Annotated in this window: 18 protein-coding genes and 1 other RNA gene; 11 read left to right on the top strand and 8 right to left on the bottom strand. The window is 33.9% G+C overall.

What is annotated here, in order from left to right:
* Positions 1–75: 75 nt before the first annotated feature.
* Positions 76–1,500, bottom strand: a complete 1,425-nt coding sequence (locus QWY87_RS02470; RefSeq protein ID WP_290287806.1) for a DUF1214 domain-containing protein — start codon at positions 1,498–1,500, stop codon at positions 76–78.
* 1,138 nt (positions 1,501–2,638) lie between these two features.
* Here QWY87_RS02470 and QWY87_RS02475 point away from each other — a divergent pair.
* Positions 2,639–2,941, top strand: coding sequence for a hypothetical protein (locus QWY87_RS02475; RefSeq protein WP_290287808.1), 303 nt, complete (start codon positions 2,639–2,641; stop codon positions 2,939–2,941).
* 116 nt (positions 2,942–3,057) lie between these two features.
* Positions 3,058–3,186, top strand: a complete 129-nt coding sequence (locus QWY87_RS02480; RefSeq protein ID WP_290287810.1) for an InlB B-repeat-containing protein — start codon at positions 3,058–3,060, stop codon at positions 3,184–3,186.
* Positions 3,187–3,283: 97 nt separating this feature from the next.
* Here the strand turns inward: QWY87_RS02480 and QWY87_RS02485 are convergent, their stop codons facing one another.
* The 3 genes from QWY87_RS02485 to QWY87_RS02495 all read right to left on the bottom strand — a co-directional run bounded on the left by QWY87_RS02485 (position 3,284) and on the right by QWY87_RS02495 (position 6,908).
* A complete protein-coding gene (locus QWY87_RS02485) occupies positions 3,284–3,628 on the bottom strand; it encodes a hypothetical protein (protein WP_290287811.1) in 345 nt (114 codons plus the stop codon).
* 86 nt (positions 3,629–3,714) lie between these two features.
* Positions 3,715–4,374 carry a response regulator gene (locus QWY87_RS02490; RefSeq protein ID WP_290287812.1) on the bottom strand — a complete coding sequence of 220 codons (660 nt, stop codon included), beginning with the start codon at positions 4,372–4,374 and terminating at the stop codon, positions 3,715–3,717.
* 5 nt (positions 4,375–4,379) lie between these two features.
* Positions 4,380–6,908, bottom strand: a complete 2,529-nt coding sequence (locus tag QWY87_RS02495; protein WP_290287813.1) for a tetratricopeptide repeat protein — start codon at positions 6,906–6,908, stop codon at positions 4,380–4,382.
* Between the two features lie 599 nt (positions 6,909–7,507).
* Here QWY87_RS02495 and QWY87_RS02500 point away from each other — a divergent pair.
* The 6 genes from QWY87_RS02500 (at position 7,508) to QWY87_RS02525 (ending at position 12,150) form a co-directional block, all read left to right on the top strand.
* Positions 7,508–7,870, top strand: a complete 363-nt coding sequence (locus QWY87_RS02500) for a hypothetical protein (RefSeq protein WP_290287815.1) — start codon at positions 7,508–7,510, stop codon at positions 7,868–7,870.
* A 41-nt stretch (positions 7,871–7,911) separates the two neighbouring features.
* The gene (locus QWY87_RS02505; RefSeq protein ID WP_290287817.1) at positions 7,912–8,619 is read left to right on the top strand and encodes a DUF308 domain-containing protein; all 708 of its coding nucleotides are present in this window, start codon (positions 7,912–7,914) and stop codon (positions 8,617–8,619) included.
* 253 nt (positions 8,620–8,872) lie between these two features.
* Complete coding sequence (locus QWY87_RS02510) at positions 8,873–9,433, top strand: HdeD family acid-resistance protein (RefSeq protein ID WP_290287820.1); 561 nt, start codon at positions 8,873–8,875, stop codon at positions 9,431–9,433.
* 68 nt (positions 9,434–9,501) lie between these two features.
* Entirely contained in the window at positions 9,502–10,188 is a 687-nt protein-coding gene (locus QWY87_RS02515; protein ID WP_290287822.1) for a Bax inhibitor-1/YccA family protein, read from the top strand.
* Positions 10,189–10,797: 609 nt separating this feature from the next.
* Positions 10,798–11,160 (top strand): CsbD family protein, encoded by a 363-nt coding sequence (locus tag QWY87_RS02520; RefSeq protein WP_290287824.1) that lies wholly within the window; start codon positions 10,798–10,800, stop codon positions 11,158–11,160.
* Between the two features lie 192 nt (positions 11,161–11,352).
* Positions 11,353–12,150 (top strand): DUF1269 domain-containing protein, encoded by a 798-nt coding sequence (locus QWY87_RS02525; RefSeq protein ID WP_290287826.1) that lies wholly within the window; start codon positions 11,353–11,355, stop codon positions 12,148–12,150.
* A 257-nt stretch (positions 12,151–12,407) separates the two neighbouring features.
* Here the strand turns inward: QWY87_RS02525 and ssrA are convergent.
* Positions 12,408–12,801, bottom strand: a transfer-messenger RNA (tmRNA) gene (gene ssrA / locus QWY87_RS02530).
* A gap of 146 nt (positions 12,802–12,947) precedes the next feature.
* Between ssrA and QWY87_RS02535 the strand changes: the two genes are divergently transcribed.
* Positions 12,948–14,153: an NAD(P)-dependent oxidoreductase gene (locus tag QWY87_RS02535; protein ID WP_290287828.1), complete on the top strand. Its 1,206-nt coding sequence runs from the start codon at positions 12,948–12,950 to the stop codon at positions 14,151–14,153.
* A 1-nt stretch (position 14,154) separates the two neighbouring features.
* Here QWY87_RS02535 and QWY87_RS02540 read toward each other — a convergent pair whose 3' ends face one another.
* A complete protein-coding gene (locus QWY87_RS02540) occupies positions 14,155–14,685 on the bottom strand; it encodes a hypothetical protein (RefSeq protein WP_290287830.1) in 531 nt (176 codons plus the stop codon).
* Positions 14,686–14,912: 227 nt separating this feature from the next.
* Here QWY87_RS02540 and QWY87_RS02545 point away from each other — a divergent pair, with 227 nt between their 5' ends.
* Entirely contained in the window at positions 14,913–17,462 is a 2,550-nt protein-coding gene (locus QWY87_RS02545) for an adenosylcobalamin-dependent ribonucleoside-diphosphate reductase (protein ID WP_290287832.1), read from the top strand.
* A 181-nt stretch (positions 17,463–17,643) separates the two neighbouring features.
* Here the strand turns inward: QWY87_RS02545 and porT are convergent, their stop codons facing one another.
* A complete protein-coding gene (gene porT / locus QWY87_RS02550; RefSeq protein ID WP_290287834.1) occupies positions 17,644–18,438 on the bottom strand; it encodes a type IX secretion/gliding motility protein PorT/SprT in 795 nt (264 codons plus the stop codon).
* A gap of 4 nt (positions 18,439–18,442) precedes the next feature.
* Positions 18,443–19,171, bottom strand: a complete 729-nt coding sequence (gene ubiE, locus QWY87_RS02555; RefSeq protein WP_290287836.1) for a bifunctional demethylmenaquinone methyltransferase/2-methoxy-6-polyprenyl-1,4-benzoquinol methylase UbiE — start codon at positions 19,169–19,171, stop codon at positions 18,443–18,445.
* A 138-nt stretch (positions 19,172–19,309) separates the two neighbouring features.
* Here ubiE and queA point away from each other — a divergent pair, with 138 nt between their 5' ends.
* Positions 19,310–20,359: a tRNA preQ1(34) S-adenosylmethionine ribosyltransferase-isomerase QueA gene (queA, locus tag QWY87_RS02560; protein WP_290287839.1), complete on the top strand. Its 1,050-nt coding sequence runs from the start codon at positions 19,310–19,312 to the stop codon at positions 20,357–20,359.
* The last annotated feature ends 10 nt before the right edge of the window (positions 20,360–20,369 follow it).

A 20,369-nucleotide genomic window follows, 5' to 3' on the forward strand; every position in this document is an offset into this window, starting at 1 on the left:
CATATATGAGGAGAACCAATATCGATGCTAAAAATGCTTTTGTTTTCATTTTTTAGTTGTTTTGTATTCAAAATATTATAATTCTATTTTCTTAAAATCTCCCAGTGTCCATCTGTTGTCTGAAGTTGGAAATAACTCTGGAAGCGGATCATACCATCTAAAAAGGGCAAACCACGAGCCATCACCAACGGTGAGAACATGGTTCGAAATCGGCATACCTTCCGGGCATTCAGGGCCGAAGGTCAAGGTTACCGAACCATCTTCATTTGTCAACAAGTCAATTTGCTTGGAAGAAACGGCAACCTTCTCCACATCGTCAAAGAATGTTCCTCCGGTTTCGAATTCGTACACGTTGACAGACCAAAACTTTCCAGCGGGCACATTAGGTGGAACTGTGAGTTCGTAAGTTGCGTTACTGGAGAAAACATTTCCATCCTTGTCCTTTTGACCGATCAGATAAAAGGTATCTCCTCCGAGGTGTTTCGGACCCCAAATAGCCCAGTGCCATGTTTGAGCTCGCATTTCCCAGTAGTAGATTCCTTGTTCGTCAACATAAGTAAATTGAGTTTGAGACTCCACAGGGTCTACTGGAGTTGTCCAATTCGAATTGGAAAAGAACTTATTCCCGACGTTTCTGAATCCTGACTGTAATTCTTCTTTGACCACTGAGGCAATTCTTTTATGAGATTCGTCTGCTACAAAATCTTTACCCTTTTCGATACCCACAAGGTGCATTTTTTGTATAAAACTCGTGTCAATTTCCTTGTGAGCTTCGGTTTGAATGTAATGATCTATCAGTCTGAAAAAGTTTTCGTCATAGGGTGGTCTTGGATCGTATGGTTTATTTTCTCCATCCACAAATACTGTCTCTCTCTCTGTTCCAAATGGGTATAATTTCATCTTCTTTATGAATTCAACAGCCATGTTAATATCCTCTGGTTCGAATGACAGGGGTGTAATCCTCAGTCCCGCTACCGAATTATAATGGGCACTTGGAATATGTAGATAATCGTCAGGTATCTCACCGTCATAATTAGGGGGTGTAATCATAATTTTACCTCCCAAGCCTTTATCGATACCATTTTCTCCACCAACGTCCTCAAGGGGAACCATAAACGGATCCACAATAGAACCAAACAGTCCTATATTCTCATCTGTTTTGGGAATCTCCAATACAATTGGACCTTCGTAAGTATCAATCGATGCAGATATATAGAGAACCACATCATTTGGTGTAAGGATTTTATTATTGTGATCTAATGGTTGTGACCAATAGAGAATTTGGTTGGCCAAAGCTCCCATGTCACGTTCGTTCGCCTCTTTTTGGGCAAAGAATGACACCAATGGCATCCCCCATTTACCCAATTCGATCGCTGATTCCTCATTTTCTTTTGCAATGATAAATTGATTCTTAGCTTCTTTCTTATCCGATTGATGGCAAGAGGTCAGAAATAGAATGCCAAGTAAAATTCCTAAATGCTTTACGTTTAAATTTCTCATGATTTTAGATTTTAATTATTACACAGCAAAAGTACTTCTGTTAAAGCCCTGAGAATTGTACAATTCGATAAACCATTGGTAAAAAATGATATAGTTGGTCAAAACAATGCTGCAATCGTTTTGTGGTAAATACCATTATTTACCTGCCTAAAATTGAAGAATTAATTGAAAAAGAAAGTAAGATCAAAGAAAGTGCATTGTCTGAAAAGGATAAAGACTTGTTCTGAGAAAATGAAACTTGCTGATTTCATTTAAAGGAAATTTATAATCAAATAGTAATAAAAGAAAACTGAAAGAATCGTCAATTAATGGTTCATTTTTATTTGTGGAGATGGAGGATTACCTGCATTGGTCCCTAGTGACTCCGGTCATGCAAACCTGTCGGCCGAAGGCGGATAAATCTGCAAATTGCTTGCTCGATAATCAATCAAGGGTCAAAAAAAGAAGATCAAAAATCAAAAATCTCCAATCTTCAATCTTCAATCAAGATTATTCCTCCTTTTGCTTTATAAATATCGGGATTAGCTTCGCTGGGCCCTGATGCTCCCATGTTGAGAATCAATATTTTTATGGTTTCACCATATCACATCTTTCTCTTACCATAAAAAAAGCGAGCTGTTTTTTCTGGCTCGCTTTAGATGTGCTTTTGAAAATATTGATTCATTTGTGGAGATACCGGGATTAGCTTCGCTGGGCCCTAGTGACTTCAGTTCTGCAAATAGAATCTGCAAATTGCCTATCAGCAATTAACATCTTTTCATAAAAAAAATCGCTCAAGTAAAAACTTGGCGATTTTTTTGTTTCGTTAGGAGGGATTAACTTCGTTGGTCCCTAATACCTCCCATTCTGAAAATTGAATAATCGGATTATCATCCGATATTTCCTTTGTCGACATTTAAGAAAGTGAACTTTCTACATGTCTCCTTACGGAAATTTCAATTCAATTTTCTTCATTCAATTTATCTGTGGAGATGGAGGGTCTATCACCTAGATCTCAAGCATCTATATATCAACAGTTTAAATCCTGTAAATCATTGAGGTGACCGAATAGGTCACTTTTCTTAAACTAGTTTCAATGTAATAAATTTTAGTAAATTCAACATAAGTGCAAATTACATGTTGATAAAAGAGTATAGCAATGAGTGATTCATATGATCCTAATGGTCAATTCTACTTAAGTTTTCCTGCAATAGAATCCAAAGGAATTATCCAGCCTCAGGAGACTTATGGCATATTTTTTTGGAGGATTTTAGGAGTGAGAAAGTATGGAAACTTCCTATCCACATTGAAAGACGAGTTTAAGGCTCAACTTGAGTTCTTGACTGAAATTGGATTCGAAGAGCTTTCAAATGACGAGATCCTATGTGATGAATCATTTATTAGCGATTCGATGAGATTGAATTGTAAGTCATATCACAACAATGGGTCACACGAAGTTTGAATACACCTTTGAGAATACACAAGATCCATTTCTGGATTACGGAGTTGAAATATTTGAACGTTTTTATGAGGATGCTCAGCCTAAGTTCAGATTTAAGTATGAAATAGACAAGATTGATGGCGTCACAGTCATATACCTTCGTAGGATGGCAGGGAGACGCCACTGGGGACGATAATCCGATTTTAATAACCATGAATTCGGATAAATCGATTACTGCCGTATTTGAAGAAAAGGAAATGGAGTAACTCTAAGAAGTTGTTAAGATTGATGTAAGATGATAAGGCCTTATTCACGTTTGAAATTTCACTACTTCCTTTTGTGTAAAGTGGCTAAATACTTGGATTAAACAACATCTTGTGTATGTAGCATAGTAGAGAATTCATTTGATAAATCAAAAACAGAAACATAACTATCATATCCTTTTCTAATTAAACTATTTATCATTTCTGGATTTTGAAAACAATGGATTGCTATTAATTTTAATTTGGGAAATTTCTCTTTTAATGCGGAAATGACCTCTTCTTCATATGAGCCTAAATCCATTAGATTTACCAAAAGAATTCTTGGTGAATACAAAGTTTGACTGCCGTCTAATATTTCATTATAATTTTTAAAAGCAATAGTAAATACTTCTGAAACTTCTTTTACTATTTTCTTATTCACTACATTCTCTTTACCTACCAGCATAATTAACCTATTTAAAAGGCAAAATTAACTAGTAATTATAATGTGTAAATTGGTAAAAAACCTAATTAACCTGATAGGTAAATTACCTATACATCATCAAAAAGTTGCCTGTCTATGGCGTATAAAACCAGACCTGCTACATTTTTACTTCCGGTTTTATCTAATAAGTTTCGCTTATGTGCATCAACTGTTCTTACACTTACAAATAATTGATCAGCAATTTCTTTGTTCGATTGTTCTTTTAAAATCAAATGTAACACTTCCTTTTCCCTTTCGGTTAAGGGCATTTCAGTTACAACCTTTGATGTTGAAATTGGTTTTACTTTACGAATGTTATTTAAAATAATATTGGTAACCTCTGGAGAATAATAGGTGTTACCTTCATAGACACTTTTTATCGCCTGTATCAATTCTTCCTCACTACAATTCTTAAGTAAATATCCAAGAGCACCTTCTGCCAACATCTGTTTTATATGTTGACTTTCTCCCATCATTGTTAAGGCAATTATTTTAATTTCCGAATGATCAGCTTTTAATTTCTTAATCAATTCTAAGCCGTCCATGATTGGCATATTCAAATCCGTTAAGACAATATCTACAGATACTTCTTTTAATTGATTCAGGCAGTCTTCGCCATTCTCTGCTTCTGCAACTATTTCAAAATCTTGATGATCTCCCAAGAAGTTTTTCAATCCTTCTCGTATCATTTTATGATCATCCACTAAAAAAAGTTTTATCTTTTCCATTGTTGTTACATGCTTTTATTTATTTCTACTAAAATAGTAGTTCCTCTGCCAATTCTACTGTCTATTTCTAAAAAACCGTTTATGGCATCTAATCTGTTTCTCATACTCTGAAACCCTAAACCTTTATTCTTCTCTGTTAATTTTTGAATGTCAAAACCAACGCCGTCATCCTCAATGGTTAACATATACATTTCATCATAATCTTTCAATTGAATAGATACATTTTCTGCTTTTGAGTATTTAATGATATTATTAATGGACTCCTGTAAAATACGATATAAAGTAATTTCTATTTGTTGATTTTCTATTCTTTCTTGTTTGAAGTTATGTGCAAAATTAAAAGTAATTGATTCAGAACTCTTATCCATTTGATCAATTAAACTCTCATATGCAGAAATAACTCCAAAATCTATTATTGCTTTAGGCATTAGTGAGTGAGCCACAACTCGACTTTCTTTAATGGAATCTTGCAAATAATTCCAACCTAATTCAAATTTTTCTTTAGCATTATTACCTAATTTATTGAGTTCTTTTTTTGCAGTTTGAAAGTTTAAAGATGCTATGGTAAGTGTTTGCTGAAGGCCATCGTGTATATCTCTTGAAATTCTACTACGTTCAATATTTTCCGTTTTTAAAACGGCTTCAAGCATTTCCTGAGTTCGTTTTTTATCTGCGGTAATATCTATATGTGTCCCGACCATTCTCATTGGTTTTCCCTCAGTATCTCGCTCTACAATTTTACCTTTTACTTGAATCCAGATGGTATCACCATCTTTCTTTTTCATTTTATACTCATCCAGCAATTGCTTGTCATTGCCTTCAGTCATTAATTTTTGATGATTTTCTTTTAGAACCTCTCTTTGATTTTCATCCGAAATCCTTTTATAAATCTCTTCTCTGGATTCTTCAAATTCATAAGGGGCGTAACCTAGCATTGTATAAATTGCTGAGCTAAATTTTATGGTATCAGATTTCACATTCCAATCCCATATACCATCATTTGATGCATCTAATGCATATTTATAACGTTCATCACTTACTTTCAAGTTATTGTTAACTTCAACTATTTTTTGAGTACGCTCCTCAACTTTTTGTTCTAAATTTTCATTTAAATTATTAAGTTCTTGATTCTGGTCTTCAATCGTGTTTTTTTGCTTTTTAATAAATCTAATTCTATTAAATAGAATACCTGAAAACCCCAATACGATCAGAAGAATTACAAATAAAGTTTGACGTTGATTTTGCGTTTTTTCGAGCGTCGCTTTTTGAATTTCTCTTTGGCTTTCAAAATAAATACTGTCTTTGAGTGCTTTTTTTTCGTACTCATACTTAAACTCTTGACCTATAATTGCTCGCTTATTATCTATAGCTTGTATGCTATCATTTGTGGATACATATAACTTGTATGACTCCAATGCTAGTTTGTCATTTCCTAAAGAATCATATAATTGAAATAAATCAAAAGAAGCATCTCTAACCTCTGCAATAAACCTATTTCTTGAAGTCTCTAAGCTTTTGTTGAAATAAGCTAAAGCCTGTTTTGTATTACCAATAGCTTTATAGTATAAGCCCATTCCTCTTTGTGCCATAGCAACTCCTAGAGTATAATTTATCTCTTCAGAAATAGTTAATGAACGTGATAAGTTTTTATAAGCTTCCGGATAGTTTTTGAGGTGTATTTGAATTTTACCTATTTCTCTTAGCGCTCGACCTATAAACGCTTTATTACCAATTTCCTCAGAAATTAAAAGACTTCTGTTTAAATATTCAAGTGCTTTATCTTGGTCTTTGTATTTTACAGAGGCTTCACCCAAATTTGCTAAAACCTTAGCAAGACCTTCTTTATTGTTTAATTTTTCATTTAGTTCTAATGCCTTATACGTATGCTCTAAAAATTGTTCTTTATTTTCCAGGTCGTAATGTAAACTTGCTATATTGATATGGTCTGTGGCAGCACTTGCTTCATCTCCATTTTTTTCATGGTAAGCTAATTGTTTCTGGAACAATTCTATAGCCATAGATAAATCACCTTTCCTTTTCTTTAAAAGCGCTAAATTAGTTGAAGAAGCGGTAGTATTCATTCCTAGTTCTTCGTATAAGCTAATACACTGTTCAAAACAGGCTTCTGCAGATGGATAGTCGTTCTTATAAATATAAACAATACCAATGTTGTTTAAGTTATTTGCCACTTGTTCTTTATCGTTTAACGCTTTTGATACTTCTATTGCTTTACGATAATAAACAATGGTACTATCATACTCATACTTTTTATTCGTAACCAATCCAAACCTGGTATATGCTAGTGCAATACTTGAACTATCTCCATTTTGTATGGCAGTTTCAAAAGCTTCAGTATTTATTCTATTGGCAGTATCAAAGTCTCCTTTTTTATAATATACAGACCATATTACTCGTTTAGATTTAACTTTATATTCTTCTAGTCCTTTAGCATAGGCAAAATCATAAGCTTTTTCAGCATAAAACAGGGAACTATCGGCGTTTGTTTTATTATACTTTTTAGCATATTCAGTCAATGCTTTTACCCGAATTTCATTTGATTGCTTTTTATCTTCCCAAACATTCCATAAGGAATCTAAATGTTGCTGCCCGAAACAAGGGGTTACCAATAAAATAGTAATTGTGACTAATGTGATACTGTGTCTCATTCTTTATATTTCCTTTATTTCGTCAGTCAATTTAATTGAATATTACCTGGCGGGATTCTTCTTAGCGTTATCGCAATTATGTTTGAAAAAAGAATTTTTATCAATAAAGTAATCTTAATTAAAATTGATGATTCTCTTTCTAGAATCTAATATAGGTAATACTCATAGAAAGACCATTTCGAATAATATGGTTTTTGTAGTATCAACAGGATTTTTAGAAAACACAAAGAAGTCAAATGTTTTATTAGAAGGTTTTTATATGATCTATAACCTTTGTTCATGACTTATTCTATTAATTAAGAATAGAATCCTTTCCAACTATTAAGAAAAACACTTAAATAATTATAAGATAGGTAATTCACCTAATTATTATGATTAGGTGATTGGCTGATAGTTACAGCTGTGTTTTAATAGACCTTTGTCTTGTTAAAAGAAACAAACAACAATTAAATTCTAATTCAAACATTATGAACACAAATCAATTAAAAGGGAAAGTAGAAAAAATACAAGGAGATGCAAAAATCTGGTTAGATCAAAAAACAAATAATCGAAAAATGGAAATTGAAGACAATATTCATGTAGCAAATGGAAAATTAATAAAACAAAAAGAGAAGGCCATGGAGCAATATGAAAAAGCAAAAAACACTATGGAGAACAGAACCGAAGAAGTTCGTAATAAGGCTCAACTAAAATGGGATAAGTTAAAGAATGATGATATCAGGGAATTGGATAAGAGTTTCGAAAAATTCGCTAGTAAATTAAAAGAAAAATACAATCATACTCAAGAAGAGACCAACTCTCAAATAAGAGAATTTATGAATCAATTTTAATAATAAATAAACAAAATAATTAATATCAAAAAACAATAATTATGTCAAACATTATCTCACAATCAATCAAAACAATTAAACACTGGTGGTTATTTTTATTATCAGGTATATTTTTAATCTTGGGTAGCATTTATGTATTTTCTACTCCACAGGAAAGTTATTTGTCATTAGCCTGGTTATTCAGTCTTTTAGTATTCGCAAACGGTATTTCAAATGTTATTTTTTCAATTGCCAATAGCAAGCAACTTAAAGGATGGGGTTGGTATTTAACTGGTGGAATATTTGAAGTTTTAATAGGAGTATTATTACTATCATATCCTGCTATAACCATTATCTTACTTCCTGTATTTGTTGGGTTCTGGTTGTTATTTAGGGGTATAAATATGATTGGAAACTCTTTTGAACTTAAAGATCTAGGGGTCCTGGATTGGGGTTGGTTTCTACTATTGGGAGTAGCCTTAGTGGTAGTGGCAACTTCAATGATTTTACTGCCAATTATTGGTCACTTAACTGTCATTATTTTAACAGGATTTGGTTTATTCATCTTAGGATTAGCTAATATTATGTTAGCATTTAAATTAAAAAAAGTGAAGTCTTTAACCCTCGATAAGGTCAGTCAATTTAAACGTCAAATAAAATCTCATTTCGATAACCTTAAAAAGGAAGTTGTCAATAGCTATGAAAGATTGAGCGAAGAAGAAAAATTAAAAATAGATCAGGCTATTGAAGAGTTCGAAGCAAATTCTTAGGGTTTAATCAAGCAAAATCCATTCTAAAAAAAGGCACCTTATCAGGTGTCTTTTTTTATACAATTACAATTCTTTAGTCTACCTATAGACAGTATAGTTGATAATCATTTCCATTTTAAAAAGCCTGGATGTTATGGATAGGTAATTTGCCTAAATATTTTGATTAGGTGATTGGCTGAGAGACAACTTTGGTTAATAGTGAATCTTTGTAGTGTTAATAAAAACAAACAATAATCTTTAAACAAATAGAATTATGAAAACAAGTAAAACAGTATCAGAAGTAGTTAAGAAATCATTTAAGAAAATAATGGCCGTAGGAATTTTAATCGCAATACTTGGAGTTATTGCTCTTATTTATCCTGAAGGATTTGGAAAAGTATCGGTAAAAACAATCGGCGTATTTATGGTAATCGGTGGAATATTAAGGTTAATATTTGCCATCACTTCATTTTCAATGGGAACATTATTCTCTCGTTACCTTTATGGAATATTAATGATCATTGCTGGTGTTTGGGTTGTAGGAAATCCTGATATGGGATTAGAAGCCCTAACAATTGTAATGGCTGTTTATTTTATCATAGATGGTTTAACTCAATTAATGTACTCATTTTCTCTGATGCCAATAGGCGGTGGAGTATTCTTATTATTAAGTGGTATTGTAGGAATAGTTTTAGGTGTTCTGATTTTTATGAATTTCCCGGAATCTAGTACATATGCAATTGGGATCTATTTAGGTATTAAACTTTTGATAGATGGTATCACATTAGGATTAACAGGAAGAGCCGTTTACAAAACAGTGGAGCTTAAGGCATAAAGGACTCAATAAGAAAAATACCTGCTGAAGAACAAAGAATTATTAAAATAAACTTAAAACAAATCACAATGGAAATAAATACTATTAAAATCGAACAAAACAATTACATTACTAAAGTGTATAGTTGGATGGCACTTGCTTTATCCATAACAGGAATTGTCGCCTCATTAACGTATAATAATACCTCCTTTTTTGAAGTCATTGTAAATAACAATATTGCATTTTATGGATTATTAATCGCTCAATTTGCTTGTGTCGCCTATTTAAGCTCAGCAATTAGAAAAATGTCGGTTAAAACAGCAACAATTGTTTTTGTAGGGTATTCTATTTTAAATGGAATAACTTTTTCTATATTTTTTGAAGCTTTTACAGGTGAATCTATTGCCACTTCATTTTTTGTTACTGCGGCAACTTTTGCTGTAATGAGCATAGTAGGTTATGTAACTAAAAGCGATCTAACGAGGTTGGGAAATTTTGCTTTTATGGCTTTAATAGGATTAATAATTCTTTCAGTAATCAATCTGTTTTCACATAATGACATGCTATTTCAATTCAGTAATTATGCAGGAGTTCTCGTTTTTATAGGTTTATTGGCTCATGATACTCAAAAGATAAAACAGTTCAATGTAATCGGAAACGACGGAACCGATGAAAACGAAAAGGAAGCAATTATGGGGGCATTGACCTTATATTTGGATTTCATTAATCTTTTTCAATATTTTTTAAATTTATTCGGAAACAGAAAATCAGAATAATATACTTGAATCCAAAGAACACCCAATTCGGGTGTTTTTTTTGAAAACATTTTTCTGCTAAGTAATTCACCTAGTTCAATGAAATAGGCTTTTCACCAATGTCACACAGGTATATGAGGCATATATTTGTAGTGTAAAACAATAACAATTAAACAATAACAATAAAACTATAACCATGAAAAATTTAATGAACACTTTAGAAACACCAATCGATATTATAAACGTATATATCATGTATTTTACAGGTAAAGTAAAACTTCCAATTATGTAAAAAAACCACTTATAAAATTATTTGAATTAGTTACTAAACAAACATCCTTTCGGATGTTTTTTTTTTGATCGTATTCTAAATTATTTACTTAGGAAAGCCTAATAGTTCATTTGTTATTGGATTAATTATTTCTGTCACACTCTTGGGATCTGCAATGAGATTGCTATTGAATGTCCTCTGGTTATGAATAGGTATTCTGTTATTATGAGTCTTTTTTATAGGTGATTTACCTAATCCATTGATTTAGGCATTACCCTAATAGACAAACTCTTAGGTGACTATATATTTGTCGTATACAAACAGAGCAAATAAACTATAAACAATTAAAAACTATTATCATGAACAAAAATCAATTTGAAGGAAAACTAAATCAAGTTACAGGAGATGCAAAAATCTGGTTAGGACACTTAACTGACAATTCTAAAACAGCATATTCTGGAACTGCAGACAAACTAAAAGGTAATATCCAGGAAGATCTAGGAGATGCTCAGGCTAAATTTGAAAAAGCAAAAAATGCTTTTGAAACCAAAACTGAAGAAATCAATAATGACATTCAAACCAAATGGAATAAATTTACAAATGAAGATGTAAAGGAAATCAACGGAAGTTTCGAGACTTTCGCTGCTAAAATCAAAGATAAATACAATAAAAGCCAGGATGAGGCACATACTCAAATAAGAGAGTTCATGTCTAAATTCTAAGACAGAAATCAAAAAATCACTTAACTCTAAAATAGAGCGCTATCAGCGCTCTATTTTTTTTTCATCTATCATAGGTAATTCACCTAATCTATTCATTTAGGCATTACCCTAATAGGCAGACTCTTAAGTGACTATATCTTTGTAGTGTACAAACAGAGTAAATATAATTTAAACAACCTAAAAACTATTATTATGAACAAAATGATTATTACAGTATTTAACACTGAAGAAAAAGCTTTCGAAGGATTAACGGCATTCAAAACATTACACAAAAATGGAGACATTAGTGTATATGCAACGGCAGTAATTAACAAAAACGAAGCAGGTGAAGTTGAAATTAAACAAGTATCTGATAATGGTCCTATAGGAACTGCTGTCGGGATGTTTTCCGGAGCACTTATTGGACTAATTGCTGGTCCAGCGGGTATGGCTGTTGGAGCAATGACTGGAATGTACGGTGGTATGTTCTATGATCTTGATAATGCTGATGTAGATTCGACATTTTTAAATGAAGTTGCAAAAGCTTTAGAAGAAGGTAAAACGGCTGTAGTGGCAGATGTGGATGAAGCTTGGACTGCTCCTGTAGACAATAAAATGGATGCTTTAGAAGCTGTGGTTTATAGAAGAAGTAAATCAAAAATTGCTGAAGATCAATTGAATAATGAACTAAATGCGATCAATGCAGAAATTGAAGAATTAGAAGATGATCTTAAAGATGCAAATGATGAAATGAAAGCGAGTATTCAAAAGCAAATTGACAAATCTAAAGCGAAAAGTTTAGTAATTAAAAAGACTGTTGACGAAAAAATGAGCGACCTAAAAGCGTACTCAGCGGCTAAAACCGAGAAGCTTAACAATCAAATAAATGAGGCTCAAGTAAAAAGAAAAATCAAATTAGAGAGAAGAAAGGAAAAGCTAAATAAGAACTATGAGGCCACAAAAGAATCACTCGAAGCTACATCGATATATGCTTCAAAGTATATCTCATAGTTTCGATTGATTGAGTAGTTTGATTGAAATAAAAAAGCACCCTTTTGGGTGCTTTTTTATTTATTACAGATACTATCTAAAAAGTAGTTTTAGCAGTAATTTTTCATCTTTCTGGTGACCCATTTGATAGAATTAAAAAAGGTCACCGAATAGGTCACTTCAAGAATGTTAATATGTGTGGATTTTGATACTTAAAAGCATAAAAAAATCCTGTAAACATTGAATTTACAGGATTTTATAACGTTTTGATACAAAAGATGTGGAGATGGAGGGACTCGAACCCTCGTCCAAACAAGCAACTAAAATACTTTCTACATGCATAGTTTTTATTTGGTTTTAGTCCTGAAGCCGACTAAAAACGACCTACTTCAAGCTTAGTTTCTTTAGTTTCAAAAGACCAGCGAAACGATGATCTTTCTAGGTTTACTTTTACGATGCCTCAAAACTGACCGCCGTTAACCAAGGCTTTCAAGAGACATTCAGCTTTCCCGTCTAACGGGACTAGGCTCATCCTACTGTGATTCGGATTAAGCAGCTAAAGCGTAATTATCTTCGCCGTTTAAAAAGTTGAAATTGAGTTTTACGAGTGCTATTTCATTGCTCGACATGCTTATATCTTAACTGATCTTGCTGTCAAAACCAGTCATCCCCAAACTTTAAAGAACTTTAAAGCGCAAATGTATAAAATTCAAGTCGATTACTTGTGCATTTGTGCAATTCAAAATACCTTAGCGCAAAGACTGTTCCAAATCTGGAAAACAGGTAACATTGTCATCTTTTTATAAAACAACATCTATATGAAATTCGGTATCATTCGTGAACGTAAGAACCCACCTGATAAAAGAGTAGTGCTTACACCAAATGCTTGTAAAGTTTTAACAGGATCCTTCAAAGATATTGAGATCATTGCAGAGAGCAGTTCTATCAGAACTTATGCTGATCAGGAATATAAGGCCAATGGTATTGAAGTAGTTGATGATGTTAGTTCAGCAGATGTTTTACTCGGTGTTAAAGAAGTTCCGATTGATGCCTTGATTCCTGACAAAAAGTATTTCTTTTTTTCTCACACGATCAAAAAACAACCCTATAACAGGGAGCTTTTAAAAGCTGTTTTGTCAAAAAATATTGAACTGTATGACCATGAAGTTATCACTGACAAAAAGGAGATAAGACTGGTGGCTTTTGGGAGATATGCCGGAATCGTTGGAGCATATAACGGCATTCGTGCTTTTGGATTGAAAAATGAATCTTTTCAATTGCCAAAAGCAGAGGAGCTTGAAGATCAAAAACAACTCATACAAGAATTGAAAAAGATTGAACTACCTAACATTAAAATAGTCCTTAGCGGAAAAGGCAGGGTTAGCAATGGTGCTAAAGAAATGCTTGATGGAATGGGCCTGAAGGAAGTTAATGTTGAAGACTATTTAACTCTTGAATTTGATCAGCCGGTTTATTGTCAAATAGATGTTCTCGACTACAACTACCGTATTGATGAGACCAGACTCGATATGTTTGACTTTTTTGCACACCCTGAAGCTTATGCCAGTGATTTTTATCGCTTTGCTAAAGTAAGTGATGTGTATATTGCGGGTCATTTTTATGCATCTGGAGCTCCTTTTTTATTCACGCGTCAAGATGCTAAGAAAAAAGACTTTAAGATTAAGGTGGTAGCAGATATTAGTTGTGATATTGATGGTCCGGTAGCCTCGACGCTGAGAGCCTCTACCATCGCTGACCCTATTTACGGTTATGATCCTCAGAAAGAGATAGAAGTCAATTTTAAAGATCCGGAAGCTATAGCCGTAATGGCGGTTGATAATCTTCCAAATGAATTGCCACGAGATGCCTCTCAAGGGTTTAGTGAGAATTTTGTCAAGTATGTGATCCCGGCCTTTTTTAATGGAGATAAGGATGGTGTTTTACAGCGGGCAAGAATGACTCAAAATGGTAAGCTTACTGATAGATATACTTATTTACAAGACTTTGTTGATGGTAAAGAATAAACTAAGAAGCTTTTGACGGTTTTAGTCTGATAAGGATTCCGAAAAGAATAGGAAGAATCCCGAATACCAAAGTCAATAGGATCCAATGTGACTGGGTCAAGAAAAAGGCTGCGATGCCGAGAAGCAGAACGATAATTCCAAAAATGACGAGCCTGCTCGTTACAAACCTGTTGAGGTTTAACAGAATCAGTCCATAAATAAGTATAGCAACAGGAACGACCAATTCACCACGATCAGTATTAAATAACAAAAAAATGATGATCAGGCCCATAAAACTTGGGATGAGCAAGTTGAACCTTTTTTTAAAGCTTACAGGTTGATTACTTCTTTTAACAATACGCGAGATCGTAATAAGCGTAATTAAAATGGTAACAACAGCTAATGCAAATAGAAGAATTTCAAAATAATTTATTGGTAATTGATTTAAACCAAGTTCTCCATAATAATAGTCGAAAAACAATTTTCTGGCTAAAAATATGGCCAGAAGGGCATACAAACCAGAGTATATAAAAATTTTGGAGCGATAGTTCATGAAGTTGAATTTGGCTGCCAAAAATTTAAGCAATTAAATCCATTATTCTAGAAAAAAATAATTGATTTTTTATCAAAATCACCCAAGATGACCGTCTGCTCTCACTTTTAAAATGAATAAAAAATGTTAACCACGTTTTGTTAATAATTATTGAAAATGGTTGGATTTAAACTTCTGTTTTATATTAATTTTAAATCCCCTATCAAACTCAAAATACATTTAAAATCATGGTGGAAGAAAAAGTTAAAAATGGCGAGTATGCCTATGAACAAGTGTTAAAAAGCTCATTATCATACTTTAAGGGCGACGAGCTTGCTGCTACAACCTGGATTAACAAATATGCTGTTAAGAAAAGTGATGGTACTTATAAGGAATTGACGCCTGATGATATGCATCAAAGGATGGCTAAGGAGTTCGGCAAAGTTGAAGCCAAATATAATAAGGTAAAAACACCTTCAGAAGGACTTTCTGTATATGGAAAGGATAGAAAGAAATTAACTGAAAAAGCCATTTATAATTTATTTAAAGATTTTAAATATGTGATTCCTCAGGGGAGTGTCATGTTTGGGCTTGGAAACCATGAAATAATTGCTTCTTTATCAAATTGTGTAGTGATTCCTCCAGTTTATGATTCGTATGGTGGTATTTTTTATACAGATCAGCAAATGGCCCAACTTTTTAAGAGACGTTGTGGGGTAGGAGTTGATTTATCAGAATTGAGACCAAAAGATGCAAAGGTTTCTAATGCTGCCGGTTCAACAACAGGTGCAGTATCTTTTATGAATCGATTTTCAGCGACAACCAGAGAGGTGGCTCAAAACGGGAGAAGGGGTGCTTTAATGCTCACTATGGATATTGCGCATCCAGACATTGAAGAATTTATCACGATCAAACAAGACCTGACCAAAGTAACGGGTGCAAATATTTCTGTAAGGCTTTCTGATGAGTTTATGACCGCAGTGGAGAATCATGAAACCTATACTTTAAGATGGCCAATTGATTCAAAAGATCCTAAATATACCAAAGAGGTTGATGCCCAGAAATTGTGGAATACAATTATCAAGAGTGCACATAATACTGCAGAACCAGGACTTATATTCTGGGACAGACAACACAATTATTCTACTTCATCTTTATACCCAGGATTTAAGAACTCTTCTACAAACCCATGTTCAGAAATTGCGATGCAAGGTGGTGATAGCTGTAGGTTAATCGCAGTGAACCTTTTCAGTTTTGTAGACAATCCTTATACGGAAAATGCGCGTTTTGATCAAAAGAAGTTTTATGAGGTGGTGTACGAAAGCCAACGTTTAATGGATGACCTGGTTGACCTTGAACTTGAAGCGGTAGATAAAATACTTGATAAAATACAAGGAGATCCTGAGCCTGATTCAATAAAAAGGGACGAGATAGAAACTTGGAAACTACTACAAGAGACAGGAAGAAAAGGACGTAGAACCGGTTTAGGTTTTACGGCGCTTGCTGATGCTATGGCTGCGTTAGGATTAAAATTTGATTCTGATGAAGCGATTGCGGAGGTTGACAAATTGATGAAAACTAAAATTTCAGCAGAGTTTGACAGCAGCATTGATATGGCCATTGAAAGAGGTCAGTTCGAGGTTTTTAACAGAAATGTTGAAGACAAATCTGAATTTGTTCAAATGTTGAGAGATGAATTCCCAGATATGTATACGCGAATGATGGATCATGGGCGTAGAAATATATCTATTAGTACGGTTGCTCCGACTGGATCACTAAGCATGTTGGCTCAGGTCTCATCCGGAATTGAACCAGTGTTTATGACTTCATATAAAAGAAGAAGAAAGATTAACCAGGATGATAAAAATGCAAGGGTTGATTTTGTAGATGATCTTGGTGATGCCTTTGAAGAATTTATAGTGTATCACAAGAAAGTAGAAGAGTGGATGAAAGTGACTGGGGAAACAGATGTTAGCAAGAGCCCTTATGCAGGTGCAACGGCCTCTGAAATTGACTGGGAGAAAAGAGTTGAACTTCAGGCTTTGGTCCAAAAATACACAACGCATTCAATTAGCTCAACCATTAACTTGGCGGCAGATGTAACTGAAGACTTGGTTGGGGATATTTATATGGATTCCTGGAAAAAAGGACTTAAAGGAATTACGGTTTATAGAGATGGATCAAGAAGTGGAATTTTAATTGCAGATGACAGTAAAGAGTCAAAAGAAGACAGCAATTATAATAAGGAAGTTGAATTCACAAAGAGACCGAAAAAGATTGAAGCTGAAATCGTAAGATTCCATAATGAATCTGAAAAATGGCTAGCTGTTGTAGGTCTTATTGACGACAGACCTTATGAAATTTTTACGGGTAAAATGAACGATGCTTTTAATCTGCCACAATGGTTAGAAAAAGGGTGGGTGATCAAGAACAGAGATGAAAACGGCGATGCAAGATATGATTTTCAATATATGGATCGAGAAGGTTATAAGATTACTATCGAAGGGCTTTCAAGATCATTTGATAAGGAGTTCTGGAATTATGCAAAACTGATTTCAGGTATTCTTCGTCATAAAATGCCAATGAATTATGTTGTTGACTTAATTCAGAACCTGAACATGTATGATGACCATATCAATACATGGAAGAATGGTGTAGCCAGAGCGCTTAAAAGATATGTGCCGGATGGTACAGCAGCAGCCGATAAAAAATGTAATGAATGTGGTGATCCGGAAGGGGTTATTTATTCAGAAGGCTGTTTACAATGTGTGAGTTGTGGTCATTCTAAATGTGGCTAAACTTAAGTGTTAAGGATTAAGTACTAAGGATTAGGTACTGATGTATAGTTTAAAAATAAAGAGTTGATTTGAAAAGTGCTAATGTACATTCAAATCAACTTTTTTTATGGATTAATTTCACCTAACACCTAACACCTAACACCTAACACTTAATCCTTAACACTTAGTCCTTAGCCCTTAACTATTCAAAAGTCAAATTCAGAAATAATCCGCGCGTACCAAGAAAATCAATCGGTCCTGTCCAAGGGCTCGAATACTGAGGGTAATCAACAGGATTGTAATCTTCAACCAATTCATTGCTCATCGCAAAAACGCCTCGTATCGATGGGGTGAATTTAAAGAAGTACATATAGAAGTCAACACCAAAACCAACTTCATACATAAAGTTACTTTTTGTCATTCTAAATTCTTGCTCAAAATTATCTTTCCCGTTTTTTTCATTACTTGAGAAGTTATAATCATATGATACACCTCCAATAATATAGGGTCTTATATTGTTCAAACGGTTGGTACTGAATTTAAGAAGCAGGGGTAAATGTAAATAGGTTCCGGCAACTTCTCTTTCAGTATTACTTGTAGAGCTGCCATAAATTGGAATGCCATTAGGTGCAGCATCAAGATTAGGGTCAATAAATGTCAGGGTTTTTGCATTTGACATCAGACCAGGCTCAAATCGTAAATTGATATTGTTATGCAGTCTGTAATCAATTACAAAGCCAATATTAAATCCTAATGAAGCCTGTGTATCAACAAACATATCCTGTTCAGGAGTTGGGTTTACAGGAGAGTTTGGATCCTGACCACTTTGATCGTGGTAATTGATCTCAAAACTGTTTTTATTAAGGCCTAGATAATAGCCGAAATGAATTTTTCTTTTATCGAAATTAGGTAAATACTCTATCCTTTCCTTCTGAGCAAGAGCCGAAGGGATAATGAAACAGAGGATAAGACCGAATAAAACGAATTGCCTTTTCATAGCTTTATTTAATTGCATGGTAAATAGTCGCGACACCGAGGGTCTGAGGATATATCTTAGAACTATTAAACCCCGATTTTAGTAAAATATTGTTAAAGCTTTTGCCGTATGGAAAAGCTGCTGCTGATTCAGGTAGGTAATCATAAGCATTCTTGTCTTTCGAAAAGAGCTTCCCTACCGTGGGAATCACATATTTCGAGTAGAATTGAAAGCCTTGTTTAACCGGAAATTTACTTGGCTGAGAAGTTTCCAAAACGGTTAATGAACCGCCAGGCTTCAAAACGCGAAGAATTTCCTTTAAACCAACTTCTAAATTTTCAAAATTTCTAACTCCGAAAGCAACGGTAATAGCATCAAACGTTTCCTCTTCAAAAGGTAACTGTTCTGAATCACCTATAATCATGTCTATTTTGCTGTCTAAGCCTTCTTCAGTTACTTTTTGTTTTCCGATGTCTAACATGCCAGGAGAAATATCAAGCCCCGTAACGTCATCAATATCTGATTTAGCAAGAAGGATCGCTAAATCACCGGTGCCGGTGGCGATATCCATCACTTTTTTAGCATTTCCGGCTTTTACAAGTTCCACGACATGTTTTCTCCAACTGATATCAATCCCAAAGGTCAATACCCTGTTGAGAAAGTCATAATTAGAGGAAACCTTATCAAACATTTCGGTAACCTGCTCCTTTTTTCCGAGCTCAGAATCCTTATATGGAGTCACATTTTTTGACATCGCAAAATTTTGCGTAAAGATAGCGATTCGAAACACATTTTGCATCATTGCTCTAAAAAAGCAATTTAATTGGCAAAACACTTGACAAAGGGTAGTTTGAGATTGTATATTTGCAGGCATTTTAACCAAAAAACAACTATGAAGTTATCCAATTTCCAATATGAATTGCCAGAAGAGCTGCTAGCTGAATATCCGTCAGAGCACAGAGATGAAGCAAAATTGATGGTTCTTAACCGAAAAGAAGACACTATTGAGCACAAATCCTTTAAAGATATCGTGAACTATTTTGACGAAGGAGATATTATGGTTTTTAACAATACAAAAGTTTTTCCTGCACGTCTTTATGGGAATAAAGAAAAAACAGGAGCAAGAATTGAAGTGTTTTTATTGAGAGAATTGAATGCTGAAAGTAGGTTATGGGATGTGTTGGTTGATCCGGCAAGGAAAATTAGAATAGGAAACAAGTTATTCTTTGGTGAGGATAGTGGATTGGTTGCTGAAGTAATTGACAACACCACTTCAAGAGGAAGAACCCTTAGGTTTCTTTATGATGGTTCTTATGAAGAATTTAGAAAAAAACTGAATGAAATGGGGCAAACACCCCTTCCAAAATATATTAAAAGAGAAGTTGAGGATTCTGACGAAGAAAGATACCAAACTATTTATGCAAAGCATGAAGGTGCTGTAGCTGCTCCAACTGCAGGTCTGCATTTTTCTAAGCATTTATTGAAACGTCTTGAAATTAATGGAGTAGAATTAAAAGAACTGACATTACATGTTGGTTTAGGTACTTTTAACCCAGTTGAGGTTGAGGACCTTTCTAAGCACAGAATGGACTCTGAAGAAGTATTCATTCCTGAAAGTACTGCTGATGCGGTAAATCATGCGATAGATACCAAGAGAAGAGTTTGTGCAGTAGGAACAACGGTGATGCGTTCAATGGAGAGCTCAGTTTCTGCCGATGCCCACTTAAAACCTTACGAAGGATGGACGAATAAATTTATTTTCCCTCCTTATGAGTTTAGTATTGCGAATTGTATGATTACGAATTTTCATACACCCAAATCTACTTTGATGATGATGACTTCTGCATTTGCAGGTCATGACTTACTCAAAAAAGCTTACAAAGAAGCCATAGAAAAAGATTACAAATTCTATTCTTATGGTGACGCCATGTTGATCATATAAAATGTAGAAA

The sequence above is a fragment of the Lutimonas halocynthiae genome (assembly GCF_030409835.1).
GTDB classification, from domain to species: domain Bacteria; phylum Bacteroidota; class Bacteroidia; order Flavobacteriales; family Flavobacteriaceae; genus Lutimonas; species Lutimonas halocynthiae.